General features: G+C 38.4%; 20 protein-coding genes and 1 pseudogene. 12 read left to right on the top strand and 9 right to left on the bottom strand.

What is annotated here, in order from left to right; genetic code table 11:
- The first annotated feature begins 80 nt into the window (after positions 1-80).
- Together AC4CU2_RS09520 and AC4CU2_RS09515 are read left to right on the top strand one after the other, a co-directional pair.
- Positions 81-1,082 (top strand): zinc-binding alcohol dehydrogenase family protein, encoded by a 1,002-nt coding sequence (locus AC4CU2_RS09520; RefSeq protein ID WP_490768717.1) that lies wholly within the window; start codon positions 81-83, stop codon positions 1,080-1,082.
- Positions 1,083-1,316: 234 nt separating this feature from the next.
- Positions 1,317-3,677 (top strand): TonB-dependent receptor, encoded by a 2,361-nt coding sequence (locus AC4CU2_RS09515; RefSeq protein WP_490768716.1) that lies wholly within the window; start codon positions 1,317-1,319, stop codon positions 3,675-3,677.
- Between the two features lie 145 nt (positions 3,678-3,822).
- On the opposite strand, the gene AC4CU2_RS09510 is transcribed toward AC4CU2_RS09515, so the two are convergent.
- Positions 3,823-4,404, bottom strand: a complete 582-nt coding sequence (locus tag AC4CU2_RS09510) for a hypothetical protein (protein ID WP_490768715.1) — start codon at positions 4,402-4,404, stop codon at positions 3,823-3,825.
- A 435-nt stretch (positions 4,405-4,839) separates the two neighbouring features.
- Here AC4CU2_RS09510 and AC4CU2_RS09505 point away from each other — a divergent pair, with 435 nt between their 5' ends.
- The 3 genes from AC4CU2_RS09505 to AC4CU2_RS09495 all read left to right on the top strand — a co-directional run bounded on the left by AC4CU2_RS09505 (position 4,840) and on the right by AC4CU2_RS09495 (position 5,636).
- Positions 4,840-5,049, top strand: coding sequence for a cold-shock protein (locus AC4CU2_RS09505; protein WP_004693506.1), 210 nt, complete (start codon positions 4,840-4,842; stop codon positions 5,047-5,049).
- Positions 5,050-5,155: 106 nt separating this feature from the next.
- Complete coding sequence (locus AC4CU2_RS09500) at positions 5,156-5,383, top strand: hypothetical protein (protein WP_004980159.1); 228 nt, start codon at positions 5,156-5,158, stop codon at positions 5,381-5,383.
- A gap of 55 nt (positions 5,384-5,438) precedes the next feature.
- Complete coding sequence (locus tag AC4CU2_RS09495) at positions 5,439-5,636, top strand: hypothetical protein (protein WP_490768714.1); 198 nt, start codon at positions 5,439-5,441, stop codon at positions 5,634-5,636.
- A 244-nt stretch (positions 5,637-5,880) separates the two neighbouring features.
- Here the strand turns inward: AC4CU2_RS09495 and AC4CU2_RS09490 are convergent, their stop codons facing one another.
- Genes AC4CU2_RS09490 through AC4CU2_RS09480 form a run of 3 tightly spaced genes read right to left on the bottom strand, consistent with a single transcriptional unit; the run spans position 5,881 to position 8,191 of the window.
- Positions 5,881-6,492 (bottom strand): GGDEF domain-containing protein, encoded by a 612-nt coding sequence (locus AC4CU2_RS09490; protein ID WP_411371316.1) that lies wholly within the window; start codon positions 6,490-6,492, stop codon positions 5,881-5,883.
- 37 nt (positions 6,493-6,529) lie between these two features.
- Entirely contained in the window at positions 6,530-7,462 is a 933-nt protein-coding gene (locus AC4CU2_RS09485) for an IS5-like element ISAha1 family transposase (protein WP_490768713.1), read from the bottom strand.
- A 27-nt stretch (positions 7,463-7,489) separates the two neighbouring features.
- Positions 7,490-8,191: a PAS domain-containing protein gene (locus AC4CU2_RS09480; RefSeq protein ID WP_490768712.1), complete on the bottom strand. Its 702-nt coding sequence runs from the start codon at positions 8,189-8,191 to the stop codon at positions 7,490-7,492.
- A gap of 504 nt (positions 8,192-8,695) precedes the next feature.
- Between AC4CU2_RS09480 and AC4CU2_RS09475 the strand changes: the two genes are divergently transcribed.
- Both AC4CU2_RS09475 and dusB read left to right on the top strand, forming a co-directional pair.
- On the top strand, positions 8,696-9,202 hold the full coding sequence (locus AC4CU2_RS09475) for a cytochrome b (RefSeq protein ID WP_490768710.1): 507 nt from the start codon (positions 8,696-8,698) through the stop codon (positions 9,200-9,202).
- Positions 9,203-9,352: 150 nt separating this feature from the next.
- Positions 9,353-10,378, top strand: a complete 1,026-nt coding sequence (gene dusB, locus AC4CU2_RS09470) for a tRNA dihydrouridine synthase DusB (RefSeq protein WP_490768709.1) — start codon at positions 9,353-9,355, stop codon at positions 10,376-10,378.
- 40 nt (positions 10,379-10,418) lie between these two features.
- Here dusB and AC4CU2_RS09465 read toward each other — a convergent pair whose 3' ends face one another.
- Positions 10,419-11,471: an NAD(P)H-dependent flavin oxidoreductase gene (locus AC4CU2_RS09465; protein ID WP_279737646.1), complete on the bottom strand. Its 1,053-nt coding sequence runs from the start codon at positions 11,469-11,471 to the stop codon at positions 10,419-10,421.
- 206 nt (positions 11,472-11,677) lie between these two features.
- Here AC4CU2_RS09465 and AC4CU2_RS09460 point away from each other — a divergent pair, with 206 nt between their 5' ends.
- The 3 genes and pseudogenes from AC4CU2_RS09460 to AC4CU2_RS09450 all read left to right on the top strand — a co-directional run bounded on the left by AC4CU2_RS09460 (position 11,678) and on the right by AC4CU2_RS09450 (position 15,237).
- Positions 11,678-12,937 carry a putative DNA modification/repair radical SAM protein gene (locus AC4CU2_RS09460; RefSeq protein WP_279737645.1) on the top strand — a complete coding sequence of 420 codons (1,260 nt, stop codon included), beginning with the start codon at positions 11,678-11,680 and terminating at the stop codon, positions 12,935-12,937.
- Position 12,938: 1 nt separating this feature from the next.
- Complete coding sequence (locus AC4CU2_RS09455) at positions 12,939-13,715, top strand: TIGR03915 family putative DNA repair protein (protein ID WP_279737644.1); 777 nt, start codon at positions 12,939-12,941, stop codon at positions 13,713-13,715.
- 298 nt (positions 13,716-14,013) lie between these two features.
- Positions 14,014-15,237, top strand: a pseudogene (locus AC4CU2_RS09450) (IS3 family transposase).
- 80 nt (positions 15,238-15,317) lie between these two features.
- Here AC4CU2_RS09450 and AC4CU2_RS09445 read toward each other — a convergent pair.
- The 3 genes from AC4CU2_RS09445 to ahpF form a co-directional block, all read right to left on the bottom strand.
- Positions 15,318-16,016 (bottom strand): VIT1/CCC1 transporter family protein, encoded by a 699-nt coding sequence (locus AC4CU2_RS09445; protein ID WP_125273371.1) that lies wholly within the window; start codon positions 16,014-16,016, stop codon positions 15,318-15,320.
- A gap of 119 nt (positions 16,017-16,135) precedes the next feature.
- Positions 16,136-16,477, bottom strand: a complete 342-nt coding sequence (locus AC4CU2_RS09440) for a hypothetical protein (RefSeq protein ID WP_058869489.1) — start codon at positions 16,475-16,477, stop codon at positions 16,136-16,138.
- A 180-nt stretch (positions 16,478-16,657) separates the two neighbouring features.
- A complete protein-coding gene (gene ahpF / locus AC4CU2_RS09435; protein WP_242759236.1) occupies positions 16,658-18,223 on the bottom strand; it encodes an alkyl hydroperoxide reductase subunit F in 1,566 nt (521 codons plus the stop codon).
- A 238-nt stretch (positions 18,224-18,461) separates the two neighbouring features.
- On the opposite strand from ahpF, the gene AC4CU2_RS09430 reads away from it, so the two are divergent.
- Together AC4CU2_RS09430 and AC4CU2_RS09425 are read left to right on the top strand one after the other, a co-directional pair.
- Positions 18,462-18,680, top strand: a complete 219-nt coding sequence (locus AC4CU2_RS09430) for a DUF1653 domain-containing protein (RefSeq protein ID WP_004693482.1) — start codon at positions 18,462-18,464, stop codon at positions 18,678-18,680.
- Between the two features lie 33 nt (positions 18,681-18,713).
- The gene (locus tag AC4CU2_RS09425; RefSeq protein WP_422842310.1) at positions 18,714-19,316 is read left to right on the top strand and encodes an O-methyltransferase; all 603 of its coding nucleotides are present in this window, start codon (positions 18,714-18,716) and stop codon (positions 19,314-19,316) included.
- 25 nt (positions 19,317-19,341) lie between these two features.
- On the opposite strand, the gene AC4CU2_RS09420 is transcribed toward AC4CU2_RS09425, so the two are convergent.
- The gene (locus AC4CU2_RS09420) at positions 19,342-19,545 is read right to left on the bottom strand and encodes a KTSC domain-containing protein (protein WP_086209342.1); all 204 of its coding nucleotides are present in this window, start codon (positions 19,543-19,545) and stop codon (positions 19,342-19,344) included.
- Positions 19,546-19,648 lie beyond the last annotated feature (103 nt).

The raw sequence follows: 19,648 nt of genomic DNA, 5'->3' as shown, positions 1-19,648 counted from the left end.
TAACTATAAGACGAATTTGTCTGTATAACTTAAAAAAGAATATTAAGTAAACTCAAATAACAAAACAAGAGGACAAGTGAATGAAGGCTATTTCTTATATTGACGGTATGGATCATGGATTTCAAAATCCACTGGTAGATATTGAAAAAGCGATGCCGAGCTTAAAAGATCGGGATTTGTTGGTTAGAATCAAAGCGATCTCGGTTAACCCTGTCGATACTAAGGTTAGACGAAACCCAGTAGCAGTAGGCAACACACGTATCTTAGGATGGGATGCAGTGGGTGAGATTGTTGAAGTCGGTTCTGGCGTGCAACACTTTAAAGTCGGTGATCAGGTCTGGTATGCGGGTGATTTAACTCGGGATGGGAGTAATGCTGAATATCAAGCAGTCGATGAGCGTATTGTTAGTTTAAAACCACAAAGTCTGAGTGATGTTGAAGCTGCTGCGCTGCCATTAACCGCTATTACAGCGTGGGAAATGTTATTTGATCGTTTCAATGTTGATTTAGATCAATCTGATAATATTTTAGTAATTGGAGGCGCTGGAGGTGTAGGATCTATTGCGATTCAATTACTCAAAGCGAAGACAAATTTAAAAGTTATTGCTACAGCATCTAGGGAAGAGACTAAAGCATGGGTTAAGTCTTTAGGGGCTGACTACGTCATCGATCATACCGAAGATTTAAACACGCAAATCAAAGCACTGGGTTTAGACGCACCTCGATATATTTTTTCAACCAATCAAACAGAAACGTATCTTCCTCAAATTTCTAAGCTTATTGCTCCACAAGGTAAGTTTGGCTTAATTGATGATCCGAAATCACTAGATATCGGTGAGTTTAAGTCTAAGTCGGTTTCTGTACATTGGGAGTTCATGTTTACACGTTCAATGTTTAATACAACAGATATTGAACAACAATCTCAGCTATTACATCAGGTTGCAGAACTGGTAGATAACCATAAAATTAAAACCACGCTGAATCAGACTTTAGGCAAAATTAATGCACAAAATTTAAAACTAGCTCATGAGCTGATTGAATCTGGTCGGGCGAAAGGAAAAATCGTTTTGGAAGGCTTTTAATTCGTTTTAAGCTCAGCTTAAATAAGCGGGTTGATTCTTAAGTTAAACACTTGAAATTATACAATTAGGATCAATATTCTGAGCAAGGCCATTCTAGGGTTCAGCGCACTAGGGTGGCTTTCCTCCTTTTGAAATCAGTTTCGTTCTTACACATATAACAAAGAGCCTTTAGAATAATTTTTTCAATCCACTTTATGTTATGTTATAACGTTTATTTTTTTAATGGGGTGAAGAATGAAACACACAACTTTAATGACTCTCATTTTGATGGTTATTCAACAGACACATGCAGAACAAAAAGTTACAGCTTTAGATCCGCTTATTTTTCAAGCGGAAAAGACAGAATTTACTTCAGTCATTATAGAGAAAGAGAGAATCGAAACATCAAATACACTTGGAGATGCACTTAAACATGTTTCAGGAGTGCAAAGTACATCTTTTGGTCCAAATGCTGGTGCACCCGTGATACGCAGTTTATCGGGTAATAGAGTGAGTATCCTTGAGAATGGGCAAACCATTAATGGAATGAATGCGATAAGTGGCGATATTAATATTCCATTTGATCCACTCTTTACGGAAAGCGTCACCGTTCATAAAGGCACAAACTCAGTTAGATATGGGGGGAACGCCATTGGGGGCAGTGTGGATATTGATACTGGACTGATTTCAAAAAAGTTGGAGGATAAAAGTCGAAGCCTAGATATCGCTTATAAGAAAGGTTTTAATGATTTTAATGCCCACGGTATTCGTTTAAATGTAAACAATCAAAAAAACTTAAGCACAAATATTCAGTTCTCAACCCAAAGTATTTCTTCGTATAAAATACCTGGATCAAGCAAAGCTACAGTATGTGATACAGCGGTTTTTCCGAGTACTGGAGGTGTAAACTCCGCATTAGCAAGTGCATGTCAAAGAGACTCTCGGATCTCAAATGTGTTTAATAAAGCACATAATCAATACTTAGATAAGCACGTTTTAGAAGATATCGCGAAGAACCCAGAAAATTTTTATGATTATTATGATGGTTTAGAGTCTGCTAAATACACAGATGAGGCAATCTCAAAACGGTATGTAAATGGTTCGTTGAAAGAGTTTATTAATGATCCAAACCCAGATTATGTGCCTAACACGGCTAAGTATGTACGGAATAAAATTAACAATGATGTAACGCCGAATTATAAAAAGAAACTGGGTAACAGCTATGCCAGAAATGAAAACATGGCGATAGGGACAACTTATTTCTTAAACAAGGGCTATATCGGCGTGAGTGCCGACTATAAAAGTAGTGAATATGGTGTTCCGGGTTTTTCTATGGAAAACAAGTCTTTTCAGAGCTCTTATAGTGATGGCTTACCAGTAGGGGTAAAAATTGAACAGGATCGTTTCACTTTAGATTCACTGTTTAGAGAGCCATCAAGTCTACTGGAGAGTGTTCACTTAAAAGCATCTAGACTGTCAAACACATCAGGGGAATACATTGGTGCAAGTAAAGCCAATGAGTATAAATTTGATACAGATACTGCAGAATTGGTATTTGAACACATGCCCTATAAAAACCTGACTGGAGAAATAGGAACGTCTATAAATGCCAGACAGGTTAAGGGCTCAGGTTCAGAACGTTATTTACCGAATGTGAATACAGCTTCACATGCAATATTCATTCAGGAAAAACTAGATTTCAATAAATTTTCTTTTGATGCTGGTTATCGTGTCGAGAAAGTCAAACATGATATTCAGGATCAGAGCTTTAAGTTGGCGCGTAATGCTTCAAATAGAACACTTGAAGATAAGTCCTTTGATCTGAATAGTTTTTATATCGGATCGGAGTTTAGGCCCATAGACTATTTGAGTTTCGGACTTCAGTACAGTGAGTCTGAACGAGCACCCGAAATCAATGAACTTTATGCCAGTAACCCTCACTACTCAGTGATGACCCAAGAAGAGGGAAATCAAAAACTTAACAAAGAAGTCATGCAGGGTTTAGAGTTTACAACCACTCTGAATTGGGATTCGACCAATATTGCGGTTTCATTGTACCAAATGGATTTTGAAGACTATTTGTATTTGTCCCACTCAGGTGCCTCTATGCGGAACCGTTTACCACTGAAGTACTGGAAGCAAACAGATACAAAAGTGAATGGTTTTGAGTTGGATATGAACCATACGTTTTCCCTCGACAATTTAGGGGACTTAAAAGTAGGTAGCTTTGCAGATTTGGTCAAGAACAAAGCGACAGATCCTGATCGTTTACGTTTAGCCAATGATGGAATCTATTTGCCCAATATGCCAACCAACCGCTATGGCGCAAATATTGAGTGGGTATTAGAGAATTGGTCAGCGCGTCTGTCTAGTATTTATTATGACAAACCTCGTTACCTAGGTAAAAATGTGGGTGAGGAAGTACCATTGCCTGCATACAATTTGCTCGATTTAGATATTCGTAAAAAAATGACGTTGAAAAACGCCAGTTTTGATCTTTTTATCAATGGTTCTAATTTGCTGGATGAAGATGCACGGCCGCAAAACTCTCCATTAAAATATATTGCACCCTTACCGGGCAGAGCTTTCCAATTAGGTATAACGATGCATATTTAATATATTATCCTCAGCATAAGTCTAGATAGAGCGCCGTGTAGCGCTTTATTTTTATTTAAGTTAAATCAAAACAGTGCTTTGCGAGTATTAAAAATCTTAGGTACGGAAGATTTCGTATAGTTGTGATTATTTGAACACCCAAGAGCTATTTCACTGTTCCTGCTTTTTGCATTTCTTGGTAAAGCTTATCAAGATAATGTTGCTGTTGGACGTTATCTTTAAAGTATCGTTGATAGTTCACACTACAACTATCGATATCGGCGATATTATTGAGATTGAATGTCCAATCATCCGTATTTTTAACACGAATGCCTAAGTCATCACTACATTTCTGCCAAAGTTGAGAAAATCGTGTCTGCTTATTGCTTGGGAGTTGGTTGAAACGTGCATAAACGCTGAAGCCTTTCATTTCTGAGTTAAAATATTTGTGAATAAAACCAATGGGTACACCAGCCCAATTCATTGATTGATCTTCTGGGAAGGAAATTCTGATGAGTTTTTTTTCATTCAATAATGAATCTTGTTGGCCTGATTTAAAATGTTGTTCTTCATATTCTAGTTTTGTGCCTATAGGTACATTGATCTTTTTCACGATCATTGGTTGTGTAGTGATGTAATAGGGATAATCAGGCCTACCATTGCCGCCAGTAGGGTTCATATTGCCAACACATGCTCCCAAGTTTGAGAGTAGTGCGATGCAAAAGATTAATCTAACTTTATTATTCATTATTGATTCTAAAAAACTTTATTTAAAGGCTATTTTATTTATCCAGAATGAACCCATAGTACACCTTATGCGAAACGTTTGAAATTTCATCTCTAGCCTCAATTTTTTGGTTCAAGCTATTCTAAGGCTCAGCACACGACTAGGGCTTTTTTTAGATGCTATTACTTCTATTTTTAAGGACGATTCAATTCATTACAGGGAACATCTAATATAATTAAAATTTATGACAGCTATAAATAACTTGAATATTTATTTTTCTCATGTATACTTGGCCTAACTAGAAAAAAGTAATGTTTAGTAAATCTTCTTTAAGTATCGCAGTTTTAGTCATAATCCTCCGTTGTTTCAGATCTTAAGCTCCACTTTTATTATTTTCAAAGTTACATCTAGTCATTTATTTTTGACTAAAATTATTAAAATTCAGCAGGATATATTATGTCTACTACAGTTACCGGTACAGTTAAATGGTTTAATGAAACTAAAGGCTTTGGTTTCATTCAACAAGAATCTGGTCCAGATGTTTTCGCTCACTTTCGCGAAATCGCTAGTTCAGGCTTCAAAACATTGCATGAAGGCCAACAAGTGTCATTCAGCATAGAGCAAGGTCAAAAAGGCCCAAATGCTGTAAATATTGTTGCTTTATAAGAAGCATTAAATATAAAAAAGCACTGAACAGTGCTTTTTTAATGACTAAAAATTATTAATTAAATATTTATTCCTTGTTGGAATATATGAAAAAAACTGGTGAAAATTGAAAAAACTTAATACCTTAATTGCTAAATCTTCAAATGGTACTGAAATTATAGTCTCGCTAATTCCTCTAAATAAAATGCAAAATACCCGTGATGGCTTGAAATCTATTGAAGTGGGTAAGCGTGTGCTGCTTCAGTCTGGAATCGAAGTGGACTTAAATTTAGATGGTAGAACATTTTATACCGCTTTAAATCAATTATTTAAATTTAACTATAAAGTTGCCTAACTAAATATTTGATTATATTGTTTTTAAATGAATTAATATTATAGGTATAGAAAAAATGTTAAAGAAAAACGTTACTGTCAAAGATCAATTCGGTACTGAATACTCTATTCAGGCAACTGTAGATAAAAACTCTTGCAGCACAATGTTGCATTCAAATTTAAGATATATAACTATTGATGGCGAAGATATTCGTCCTGGTTTTGAAATGTTCTTCCAAAGTCTAAATAGCAGTAAAATTTTCAAGTTAATCTGAATATTATTAGTTTTAATTTGGTCGTGACGACTAATACTACATTATCTTAATCACCCCCAATGATTCCTCCTCAAATCTATTTGAATTATGGAGCAGTTATTTTAGATAATTTGAAGAGGGCTATGTCAGGGAGAACACTTTTGTTAATGAATAGTTTAATGACATAGCTAAAATGTATTCTTAGCAAAAAACCTTTTGTATATGCATAAGTTGAAGCTCTTTTGCTCTATAAATGAGTTTTAGCTTAAGGTACTGAGTGTGGAAATATACAGTTACGTCCATTTGCTTTAGCAAGATATAATTGCTCGTCTGCTCTTCGTAGAACACTTGTTTTAAGCTCTTTCCTTTTCCAAGTCACTACTCCAAAGGACATAGTCACTTCTTCAATCTTCGGAAACTTACAAGATTCAATGATTGTTCGTAGTCGATCAGCCATTTTTAAAGCTGAATCTAGTTTGATACTTGGTAATACGATTAATATTTCGTCTCCTCCCCAACGAATGAGAGTGTCCTTGCTACGCAAATTTTTGGAGAGCTCATGCTTGACTTGTTGTAAGACCTTATCTCCTAATGCATGACCATGAGTATCATTAATGGTTTTAAAGTAATCGATATCAGCCAATAACACGCAGCAAGAGTTATCTTCATTGCACATGTCTTTTTGAATGGTATCTAGAAGATGTTCACCATAGCGACGATTAAAAATGCTCGTCAAACTGTCGTAATTGGCCCACTCTTCAAGTTGACTCTTGATCTCGATATGATGATTAATATTTCTACCGATGCTCACATTGTGTGTAATTGTGCCATTACGGTCTTTTAGAGGGGATGAAACGAGCTCGGCTTTGTTGCACAAACATTCAAAAGCTAAACTTCTTCCAAGTTATCTAAATTTAAGTGGAAACTTGGGTGTGAGGTCGGCCTAAATCTGTAAATTTATTTAATACTGCTACACGTGCATGCATCTCATTGACTTGGCTTTGAAAGTTTCTCGAACTGAGTTTATCCCCCAATAATTTGATGCAATGCATCTTAGTTTCGACCAAACTTCGCCGATGATAGCCTGACCAATTTTTCCATATTGTTCTTCCTAAACGTTTAACTGTTCGAAGTAATTCATTTCGCTCTAGCGAGCTGGTCTTTGTATCTTTACAAGGTTTCGCATTTTTTCTTGGCGGAATCACCGCATGTGCTTGTCGGTCTGCAATTACTTGACGGCATTGCTTGGTGTCATAAGCCCCATCAGTATAGACAGAGTCAATCTGCTCATCTTGTGGAATCTGATCGAGTAAATCACCAAGCACTTGTGAATCACTCACATTATTTGTAGTGAGTTGAATAGCGCGTATTTGAAGGGTTTCAGCATCTATACCAATATGAAGTTTACGCCATTGGCGACGATATTCAGGTTGGTGTTTCTTACGCTTCCATTCACCTTCGCCTAGAAACTTTAAGCCAGTAGAATCGACGAGTAGCTGGAGACCATTACTGCTTTTTTGATAGTTAATTGCAATATCAATATGCTTTTGTCTTCTGCAGATGGTGGAATAGTCTGGTGCTGTCCAATCTAATCTACAAAGATGAATGAGACTTTGCACAAAGCCAGTGACCATGCGTAAAGAAAGACGAAATAAGGATTTGATCATTAAACAGCATTGGATGGCTGTATCTGAATAAGTTTGATTTCGACCATGTTTACCTTTGGGTTGAGCGTACCATTGCGTCTTGGGATCAAACCAAATTGAGAGATTTCCTCGATTTATTAATGCACTGTTATAAGAAGACCAATTGGTTGTACGATAGATTTTAGGTGTGGGCTTATTCATTTGAGAATTATATTGTGGAATAAGCCTTTAGAGATAGGTTTGTGCAACAAAGCCAACGAGCTCTAAGAAATGCTTTTCATATACGTGGTCTTTATTTTCAATATTCTGATTTTTTATTCTTTGTAGTTCTATCAGCTTTTGATCATGTGGATATAATTTTGTGATAGGTTCATCTTTTAAATCTGCTAGGGTGTAGCCCGAGAGTTCCTCTGCGGCATGATTCATAAATTTAATTTTAGCTTGATCATCCGTGATCACTATCGTATCGGGTGTTGTATTGATCGCTGCAACCAGCATCGCTTGATATTTAAGACTTTCGTTTTTTTCCGTGATATCTCGTTGAACGGATACAAAATGGGTGATTTCACCTGTTTCAGTTTTAATCGGGGAGATGTTCCATTCTACAGCGTACGGTGTTTTATCTTTGCGATAATTAATCGTATTGTTATGGAAAAATAGTCCATTAGATATGCAATCTTTTAATTCCTTAATCACGGTTAGATCTGTCTCAGGCCCTTGTAAGATACGGGGCGATTGTCCAATTAATTCTTCTTCACTATAACCTGTCATTTCACAAAATGCTGGATTACAGAAAAGGATGTGTGGGCCATTATTCTTAAAACATGCATCTGTAATGACGATCGCATTAAATGATTGCTGAATTGCCAAAGTCATTAAACTATTTAATTCAGTCGCTGTTAATTTTTTGTGTTCAGAATATTGAGGCATATTGGAGTGAATCACTATATTTCATTATTGTTTTCCCTGTTCTTATTAATATCATAAATTAGACTTTAAATTAATGAATAATGCTGATTTATAATTTATACAATATAATCAATAGCCTATAAAATTATTTATATGGTTACCCTTGTCATGTACTGGAGGATGCAATTATCGATGAATTTATGGAATCTTCTAAAGAGTATTACGTCTATTGTTATGGACATAATAAAGTCAAGATAGCAGAACATTGTGATTAGAAAAATGCTGTAGCAGAAGTTTTACAAAGGATGCAAGGAATATCTGAAGAGATGAAGGATGTTGTGCTTAAAAAATACTTCAATCTACAAGAAGTTGGAAATAATGTATAGGCAGGAAATTGATTTTTAAGGTTTAAGTAAAGCCTAGCCTGAATAAAAAAGTTGAGTATTCTATTTTTCTTTACATTTTTCGTTTAAGCTTTTTTTAACAGCTCCGTTTTATAAAAATATTTAAAACTTAGGAAAAGCGATGAAGAATAACTATCCAAAACCTATAATAATCATGCATTGGATTACTTTTGTTTTAGTCGCAATGGTATATCTGACCGCAGGTGATCCCACAATAATGGGCTGGAAAGGTCAAATTCATGTTGCAGGTGGATTTTTAATATTTATTCTATTTTTCTTGAGATTGAGTTTTGTTTTTCTGTATAGAAAAAGTATTCCTAAAACTGAAATAATTAATTCTTACCAAATAGTGTTATTTAAAATGGTCAGATTTTTCCTTTACTTAAGCCTATGTATTGTTCCAATTGCGGGCTGGATGAAATTATCGAGTTTTACTGATAATTTCCAAGTTTTATCGTTAAGTTTACCGCTTTTGAGCACTGTTTGGGGGAGTGACTCTATTGCAGATGCGCATCAATTTTTAGGGAATCTCTTTATTGCACTCGTGGGTTTACATGCCTGTGCGGCATTGATTCACCACTTCATTTTCAAAGATAATGTCTTAAAAAGTATGCTTTTTAAAAAATGATGTGATTTAGAGGCTATCTGATGGTTGCCTTTTAGATTCGTCTAGCTTTTTTATATTATGAGTATTTCATAGTCACAGAGCAGATGATAAAAGATGAGCCGAAAGAGCAGATGCAGTATACTGTGCTGGTCGAAAAAGTGATGAATTCATATGTATATTGGTCCGTATCAACTGTCAAATAATTTGATTGTTGCTCCGATGGCAGGCGTAACTGACCGCCCATTTAGGTCTCTGTGCAAATACTTTGGTGCAGGGCATGCTGTCAGTGAAATGATGACATCAGACCAAACGTTACGGATGAGTAAAAAAAGCTTATATCGTGCTAATTTTGATGGTGAATTGGCGCCTATTTCAGCGCAAATTGCAGGATCAGATCCCAAAGAGTTAGCGGAAGCTGCACGATATCAGGTCTCAAATGGTGCTCAAATTGTGGACATCAATATGGGGTGTCCTGCCAAGAAAGTCTGTAATAAGCTGGCGGGTTCTGCACTTTTAAAAGATGAAGACTTGGTGGCTCGAATATTGGATCAAGTTGTAGCTGCAGTTGATGTACCTGTCACACTGAAAACGCGTTTGGGGTTTTTGAATGGTCATGAAAATATCTTACGTGTAGCGAAACGTGCTGAAGAGGCGGGTATTGCCGCGTTGGCATTGCATGGGCGCACCCGTGAAGACATGTATTTGAATACGGCTCGTTATGATTTGATTAAAGAAGTAAAACAGCTGATTCGTATACCAGTGGTTGCCAATGGGGATATTGATAGTCCAGAAAAAGCCAAATATGTACTCGATTATACCGGTGCAGATGCAATTATGATTGGTCGCGCTGCGCAAGGGCGTCCATGGATATTTCGTGAGATCGCACATTATTTGGAAACAGGTGAACATTTGGCAGCACCTAGCATTCAAGAAGTAAAAGATGTTCTACTTGGACATCTTGCCGAACTGTATGCATTTTATGGGGAATATTCGGGCTGCCGAATTGCACGTAAACATATTGCTTGGTACACCAAAGGTTTACGTTCAAGTAATGAGTTTCGTCAGAACATGTACAAAGTGGAAAGTACTACTGAACAATTTAAAGTGGTCGCAGACTACTTTGACCAATTACTCATTCATGGTGAAACCATGAATGACGTACAAGTTGAACAGGTCAATTTATTGGAAACTAAATAAATAAAGCTCCATTTATGGAGCTTTAAGTGAATAATATGGCTTAATAGCTGACTTGTTGCATTTCAACCAACAGTTGGTTAATTAAGTCAGGTGCTTCCATGGCACGAATTTGAAAAACATTAGTGCCTGCCCAAAATGCACCAAAGCCTTGATCGCCTTGTTTGGTCGCTGCGGCATGTAATTGTTTTCCAAGATCATAACAGTACGGATAAGCAGCAACAGCAGGGCGGTTCGGCAGATCAATCTGGGTATGCCAGTGACCGAGTAAACCGCGAGCAGGGCGACCTGAAATACTGGCACTTATTTGTGTGATGTGCTCATGGAAAAGTGCATGACGGTAGGCCTCATTGGCATTCGATGTTTTGCATTGTACGAAAGCTGTTCCCAACTGTACCGCACTCGCGCCGAAGCTTAACATCTGCTGAGCCTGTGTACCATTCATAATGCCACCCGCAGCAATAATAGGGCACCGACAGTGCTGCGTCAGAAGTTGTACGAGGTCGACCGTACGTATTGCACTATCAAAATGTTCATTAAAAATCCCGCGGTGTCCACCTGCTTCTATGCCTTGAGCAATAATAAAATCAATTCCTGCTGCTTCAATGGCCTGTGCTTCCGCTAGGTTGGTTGCAGAAACCATGGTTAAAATGCCAGCGTCTTTTAGCGCCTGTATTTGATGCGGATGCGGAATACCAAAGTGGAAACTGACGGCTTTAGGGCAAGTTTCAAGTACAACATTTAAAAAGTCATCATTGTCCAAAAAGCTAGGATAAATACAGTGCAGTTGCGTGGGTGGTTCTGCATCGTATTGTTCAAAATAAGGTCTTACAAAATCAATCCATGTTTGTGCGACAGTTGGATCAAGTTCGACACTTTGATGACAGAAAAAATTAACTTGAAAAGGTTGTTCGGTCAGTGCTTGAGTTTTTAAAATTTGGCTACGTGCGGTTTCTGCGGTGTTTGCACCTAATCCAAGTGAGCCTAGCCCGCCTTGATTTGAAACCTCCGCCGCAAGCTCTGGTGTAGAAACACCAGCCATCGGTGCAAGGAAGATAGGATGTTTAATTTCAAGACGTTCTAATAATAAAGACATGTACTTGCTCCTTTTACATATAGACACTTTGCCCAAGCACTGCAAAATTGGCAAATAATATTCAGTATTTTCTCGAAAAATATCTAAAGCAATCACGTTTATTTTTCGGTTTTTAGCGACAAGCCTTGTCGTTGGCTATGTGTATTGGCAATGATTTTAGTCTGAAATTTCTTATACTTTTATTTTAGATTTTACTGAGGACCGTCATGACCGATCGTATCCGTGAAAAGCTACAGATTTTAGCTGATGCAGCTAAATATGACGTGTCCTGTTCGTCCAGTGGTAGCAATCGTAAAAACAAAGGCAAAGGTTTGGGGAATACAGGAAACGGTATCTGTCATAGTTATACAGAAGATGGTCGCTGTGTTTCATTGCTTAAAATTCTATTTTCAAATGTCTGTATTTTTGATTGTTCCTACTGTGTTTCTAGACGCTCTAACGATGTCAAGCGAGCCGCTTTTACTGTACAAGAAGTGGTGGATTTAACCATCAACTTTTACCGCCGCAATTATATTGAAGGTTTATTTCTCAGTTCAGGTATTTTTAAATCAGCTGATTTCACTATGGAGCGAATGCTACAAGTGGTGAAAAAGCTTCGCCTTGAAGAAAACTTTAATGGTTATATTCACCTAAAAACGATACCTGGTGCTTCCCAAGAAATTATTACCGAGGCGGGCTTATATGTAGACCGCATGAGTATTAACTTGGAAATGCCAACGGAAGTTGGTTTAAAACAGTTTGCACCTGAGAAATCACATGCAGAAGTACAAAAGGACTTGGGCATTGTACGCGATCGCTTAATTCAGTTGACGGATGAGCGGCGTGTGATTCGGCATGTACCGAAGTTTGTACCAGCGGGACAAACCACTCAGATGGTGGTGGGCGCACATCAAGAAACAGACAAAGATATTATTTTAATGGCAGATCATCATTATAAAGTGTATCAGCTCAAACGGGTGTATTTTTCAGGCTATATCCCAATCAATGAACAGGAAAAAATGCTTCCTGTCGTGGGTTCTGCACCGCCATTATTAAGAGAAAATCGGCTGTACCAATCGGATTGGCTCATGCGTTTCTATGGTTTTGATGCGCAGGAAATTGTGAATGATAAACATCCGAATTTAGATTTGGACATCGACCCGAAGCTAAGCTGGGCACTGCGTAACCCTGAGCATTTCCCTGTTGATATTCAACATGCAGACTATCGTATGATTTTACGTGTTCCGGGTATAGGTGTTCAATCGGCTAAAAAAATTGTGCAAGCTCGCCGTTTTGGACAGATTCATATCGATCAACTAAAGCGTATGGGCGTTGCTTACAATCGGGCACAGCATTTTATTCGCTGTGCAGATACGCCAAAGTTTAAAAAAGAACAACAAGCGAACCAGATTCGGCAGCACATTTTGCAATCGGGGCAATCTAAATATCAAAAACAGCTTTCACCTCAACTGGGCTTTGGTTTTTAGTATGTCGATATATTGCTTTGATCAAAGCATGACTGGGTTGCTGAGTTGTGTGTATAGGAGCTTTCAGTTTAAAGATTTTGACGTCAAGCTTGCATCTAACAATTCACAAGCCAGCTTGTTTGATGAGTGTATTGAGGTTGCTTCAAATGACGAACACGCAGAGCGAGTTTGGCGAGGGTTAAAGCAAAAAATTACGGCTGAAAGTCTACGATCTTTTTATTATTGCTTTCTGTCTGAGCAGGAGGAGGCACATCAACATCTTTTTAATTTCTGTATCTATGTGTTTAAAAATACACATGCGGTAGATCGTAACTATGCGCATGCGGATGTATTGGCTGTTTCGCAGTGGGCCAAACAAGTGGGCAGGGAAAAGCATCGTATGGAAGCTTTTGTCCGCTTTAAAAAATGTCAGGATGAATTGTTTCTAAGTTTGGTACAGCCGGATTTTAATGTTTTACCACTGATAGAACGGCATTTTAGAAACCGATATCAAGATCAAAGATGGTTGATTTATGATGAAAGAAGAAATTTTGGAATTTATTATGATTTGACAGCCGTGCATCAGGTAGAAATGGATGTAGATCAAATTGATCATGCACACAAAGTCGGACATAGTCAGTCCTTTAGTGTTGAATTAGATGATGATGAGCTGCTGTATGACCAGTTATGGAAAGATTATTTTAAAAGTATCAACATCGAGGCAAGAAAAAATATCAAACTACATGTGCAATATGTTCCTAAACGCTACTGGCGTTATATGAATGAAAAAACAATCTAGCGAGATGCAAGTAAGGCGTTGACTCATCATTTTCTATGATGTTTTAGGCTGTTATGGGAAGGAGAACAGACGTTAATTAATTCATGCTAATTAAAAAATAAGCTGTTGCACCTGTAGAATGGAACCTCAATCATCAGTAATAGTGCATCTGAGTAGTGGCTCAGAGAAAAATGTGCAAGCTTAAAGTTGATGATAAATGATGCTGTAAATAGTAAAAAGCCCATTCAATCCATGGGCTTTTTTACATTTTTAATATGTCCCGTCCTGAAATAAGTTTACACCTTAAGAGACTTATTTTATGGAACATGCACGAGAACAACGAGTTAAACGTACACAACGTGATTATAGCTTGGCCTTTAAAATGATGGTGGTACATGAAGTAGAAAAAGGGCAAATTACTTATAAACAAGCTCAGGCAAAATATGGTATTCAAGGAAGATCAACTGTGCTGGTATGGTTACGCAAGCACGGACAACAAGATTGGACTTCGAATATGCCGACTTCTTCTAAACGTCAATTGACACCCCAACAACGAATCCGCCAATTAGAAAAACAGTTAGCCGCAGAAAAGCTCAAAACTGAATTTATACAGGATGTGATTTATCACATTGATAAAGAGTGTGGGACTGATCTTGGAAAAAAGTATACCGAGCACGTTTCAAAGATTGGCAAAGCCAAAGAAGACTAAGCGTTTCACGTTATTGTCAGTGGTTAGGAATCACTCGACAAGCTTATTATCAAGCAGAAAAACGTGCTCAAATGACTGCACAAATAACCGAACAAATACTCGAGTTGATTATGGAGTATCGCATGTCTCATGCCAAGTATCGGAACACGTAAGCTGTATTGGCTTATTAAAGGCAAATTGTTGCAGCGTGGTTTAAAGTGTGGACGGGATCAGTTATTTAAAATATTGAAAGAAAATAATTTATTGATTCACCCCAAGCGTCGCTATACAAAAACTACGGATAGCAAGCATTGGATGAAGAAGCATCCAAATTTATTAAAGGATTATTCAGCAGTGCAAGCCAACGAAGTCTTTGTTAGTGATATTACTTATGTTGAGAGTGCTGAAGGCGTACATTATTTATCATTGGTGACAGATGCTTATACCCGTCAGATTAAAGGTTATAAGTTATCGAATGATATGCGTGCGGAGAATGTTATGCAGGCTCTACATATGGCGATGCAGCATGTGACGGATCGAGCGACTAGGATGATTCATCATTCAGACAGAGGCTCTCAGTATTGCTCTGAGCTATATCAATCGGCATTGCGCCATTATGGGATATGTCCTTCCATGACAGATGGAGGAGACTGTTATCAAAATGCATTAGCAGAGCGGATTAATGGAATATTAAAGCAGGAGTTTTTAACTACACGATGTCAAACCATGAAGGAGTTAGATCACTTAATTACGGAATCTATCATGATTTATAATTACTATAGACCACATTTAAGTTTAAATATGAACACCCCGAATCAGATGTATGAACAAACTAAAACCGAGCTAATTGCTTAACTCGGTTTGAAGTGGATACTGTCAATCTATTTCAGGACAAGACAATAGGTAGATTGTTAACACTTATCCTGTTGTTAACGTTAAACATGCACATTAAATAGGGAACCAATCCAACTGGCAAACAGCATCGCAAAAATCCCCCATAGCGTCACGCGAAATGCACCTGTCCACATAGAAGTCCCAGAAAAGTAACTTGATAAAGCCCCTAAACCGAACAACGATAGTACCCCTGTAAGAGCAACTGACTGAGTCAGATAACCTTGAGGGCTTAAGAGAATGGCCAGCATGGGAAACAGAGCGCCCAGTGAAAAGGCGAGGGCAGAAGAACCCGCTGCTTCAAGTGGCTTGGCACTGGTATTTTCATGGATGCCTATTTCATCACGGGCATGTGCAGACAGTGCATCATGTGCGCTGAGTTGTACTGCGACTTCATGCGCTAGTGCGGGTTCTAGTCCACGTTGTATATAAATTTGAGTCAGTTCTTTAAGTTCTAAGTGCGGGTTTTTATCTAACTCCCTAGCTTCATGTTTTAAGTCGGCTTCTTCAATATCTGATTGAGACTTCACCGAAATATACTCACCCGCAGCCATAGAGCTTGCACCTGAAATGAGCCCTGCAATACACGTGATGAGTAAGGTATGGCTTGTTGCGCCACTGGCTGCCATCCCCATAATCAAACTGGTCACTGAAATGATGCCGTCATTGGCACCCAAAACCGCTGCACGTAGCCAACCAGTACGATGAATTAAATGAGGTTCAACATGGTGAGAATAGGACATGACGATAGATCATCCTCAAAATTTAAAGTTATGATTTATTTAATAATGCACGTTTCATCTACTATAGCACAGCCCATAAAAAAGCCTCCGAGTGGGAGGCTTTTTTGAGTTTAGAAATATTATTGCGCTTTTTCTTTCACATCAGCAGCGCCTTGTTCTACTGCACCAGCAACATGAGCTGTTGCTTCTTTAGAGGCATTTTTAACATCTTCAGCAGCAGCTTCAGTTTTCGCAGCAGCTTCGTCAGCGGCAGCACCAATTTTTGCAGATGCTTCATCTGCCGCTTTCTGAGTGTCAGATACGGCTTCACTTGCAGCTTTGTTAATGTCATGACCTGCTTGTTCAGCAGCATTTTCAAGGTGTTCACCTGTCGTTGCACCTGTTTCAGGTGCTTTTTCTTTTGAACAACCCACTAAAACAACAGCAGCAGCAAGACCTAAAGCAATAAGTAATTTATTCATTTTCATATCCTTTTCGTTTTATACCCAAAAGTAGGGGTTGGGCAAAATATAATCTACTTTGAATGTAAAGCAGACTGCATTATTGTTAAAAAAATGTAATTTTTTATAAAAAACAGCGTGATAAAAAGGCTTATAAGCTGAGTTGCCTATAAGCCTTTAGCAGGGAAGCATTTGAGAGGATTACACGCCAGAACGAATAATATAATCAAAAGCAGACAGAGCTGCTTTCGCGCCTTCACCTGTGGCAATGATGATTTGCTTGTATGGCACAGTCGTACAGTCACCTGCGGCAAATATACCTTTGACATTGGTTTCGTTGCGATCGTTAATCATAATCTCATTACGGTTTGAAAGCTCAACAGCAGTCTCTTTTAAGAAATCAGTGTTTGGTAATAAACCAATTTGCACAAAGATTCCTGCAAGCTCAACCGTATGTTCTACATCCGTTGCACGGTCTTTATATTTCAATGCCGTCACTTGTGAACCATCACCCACAACTTCGGTCGAGAGTGCATTCAGGATCACCGTAGTGTTAGGCAAACTATGCAATTTGTCTTGCAACACTTGGTCGGCACGTAGTTTGGTATCAAACTCAACCAAAGTTACATGTTCAACAATCCCAGCAAGATCAATCGCAGCTTCGACACCTGAGTTACCTCCGCCAATTACTGCTACACGTTTGCCTTTAAACAGTGGACCATCACAGTGTGGGCAGTAAGCAACACCACGAGTACGGTATTCTGCTTCGCCCGGCACATTCATTTCTCTCCAACGTGCACCTGTTGAAAGAATCACAGTTTTAGATTCAAGCTTCGCACCATTTTCTAAAGTGACTTCAACCAAGCCATTCGCGGTCTCATCTGCACCTTTGATGTTAGAAACACGTTGTAAGTTCATGATGTCCACACCGTACTCACGTACATGTGCTTCCATTTCAGCAGCAAACTTCGGCCCTTGGGTCTTTTGAATCGAGGTATAGTTTTCAATGTCCATGGTATCCATGACTTGACCACCCATACGTTCAGCCACGATCCCTGTTTTAATGCCTTTACGTGCTGCGTAAATGGCAGAGGTATTTCCCGCAGGGCCACCACCAATCACGAGAACATCAAAAGCATCTTTGGCATTGAGTTTTTCAGCTTCTTTGACTGCTGAATTGGTATCCAGTTTGGCAATAATTTCTTCCAAGGTCATACGGCCTTGACCGATATGGGTGTTGTCTTGGAACACCATCGGTACAGCCATGATTTTGCGTTCTTCAACTTCATCTTGGAAGAATGCACCATCAATCATAGTTGCTGTCGTGCCTGGATTGTAAATGGCAATCAGGTTCAAGGCTTGCACCACGTCTGGACAGTTATGACAGCTTAAAGAGACAAATACATCAAAGTTAGACTGGATGCCCAAAGCTTTGATTGAAGCCAAAACTTCATCCGATACTTTGGGTGCGTAACCTGAGGTTTGTAACAATGCCAAAATCAAAGAGGTAAACTCATGCCCCATCGGCAAACCCGCAAAGAAAACACGCGGTTCTTCACCGGCTTTTGCTACACCAAAGCTGGGTACACGTGAGTTTTGACCATCAAAACGTGCAGTCACCAGTGGAGACAGTGCTGCAACTTCTTCAACCAATTCTTTGATTTTGTCTGATTTCTCAGTACCGTTCAAAGTCGCAACCAATTCAATCGGACCTTCTAGGCGTTCAAGAAGTGTTTTTAATTGAGCTGAAGTATTTTGATCTAACATTGTTAAGCTCTCCAAAGCAGTCTATAAATTTATTTGATAGAAGAATCATAGAGTAAATCTAAAAATAGATAAAACAGTTTGTTTTTATTTTAATAATCGGTTTTATAGATTTAAAAGTATTTTCTTCAATCATTTCATAAAGCTATATGGGGGAATTAAATGATTTTTCAAGTGATTTGCAGTTTCAGCCGTATAAATTAGGTATGATCGAGACAATTAAAAAATAGGGAAGCAAGTGATGCAATTACAGCGCGGTATTTATCAGCATTATAAAGGGCAACTGTATCAAGTTTTACATGTAGCGACGCATAGTGAAACCGAAGAAAAACTGGTGGTTTATCAGTGTTTATATGGGGATTACTCGATTTGGGTACGTCCACTTGCCATGTTTACTGAAACGGTAATGCTAGAAGATGATCGTGAAGTTGAGCGCTTTAAACTGATTCAAGAAGTATAAACAACGCTAAGTAAAGTAGAGGGGGATTTGATCATGCATGCAGAATTTTTGAATAAAGTATCGGCCTTATATCAACGCTTTCAAGAACATGACAGTACGCAAGCAGATCGTATTGCGCGCTTTCGCAATATTGAGCCTGAGTCTGCACAGTTTTTGGCGCAACTGGTGCATATTCAACAGCCTCAGCAGATATTAGAAATAGGAACATCAACGGGCTACTCAACCTTATGGTTGGCTTATGCAGCGCAACAAGTGAATGCTCGATTAACCACTTTGGAAATTGATGCTGAGAGAAGTCAACAAGCCGCGAGTCATCTTGCGGATTTCAATTTATCCAATGGCGTTGAGTTTTGGGTGGGTGACGCAGCTGAATATTTGAAGCAGTCGCAAGCCATCTTTGATTTTATATTGCTAGATGCTGAACGTGATGCTTATGTCGACTATTGGCCAGATTTGAAACGACTAATGTGTGTTTCACGCGGAGTTTTGGTGGCTGATAATGTTCTATCGCATGCAGATCAAGTCACGGACTTCATCGCGCTTATTCAGCAGGACGAGCAGTTTAACCTGTCTACATTAGCGATTGGTGCCGGCTTGTTGGTGGTGACGTGGGATCATGGAAAACAATCAGGATAAATCCTGATTGTTTGTGCTTGAAAAATTAATGAATACTTAAGCGTGTAAAGTGCAAATCATATTCTAAATATTTATGAACAAAGGCTGTTTTATTATTACATCGAACTAAATTGTTATAAACAAATTCAGGCACGGGATGATACAACTCGCCTGAACCATCGGCATAGAAAATTTTTAAATAGCGTGAAGAAGCATTGTATTTCCAGGATGTTACCGCAATTGTCCCCATAAGCGACTCCCCATCATCTCAATGGAATCACAGCAAAATGGCTGCTTCTTTTAAACTTATGCCAAACTTGAAAAGTGATGTATTACAGTTTTGTAAATAAAAA

The organism is Acinetobacter sp. 797_lipA, assembly GCF_058243025.1.
Note: the sequence above shows the minus strand (reverse complement) of the source record. Positions and strands in the feature narration are given on the sequence as shown.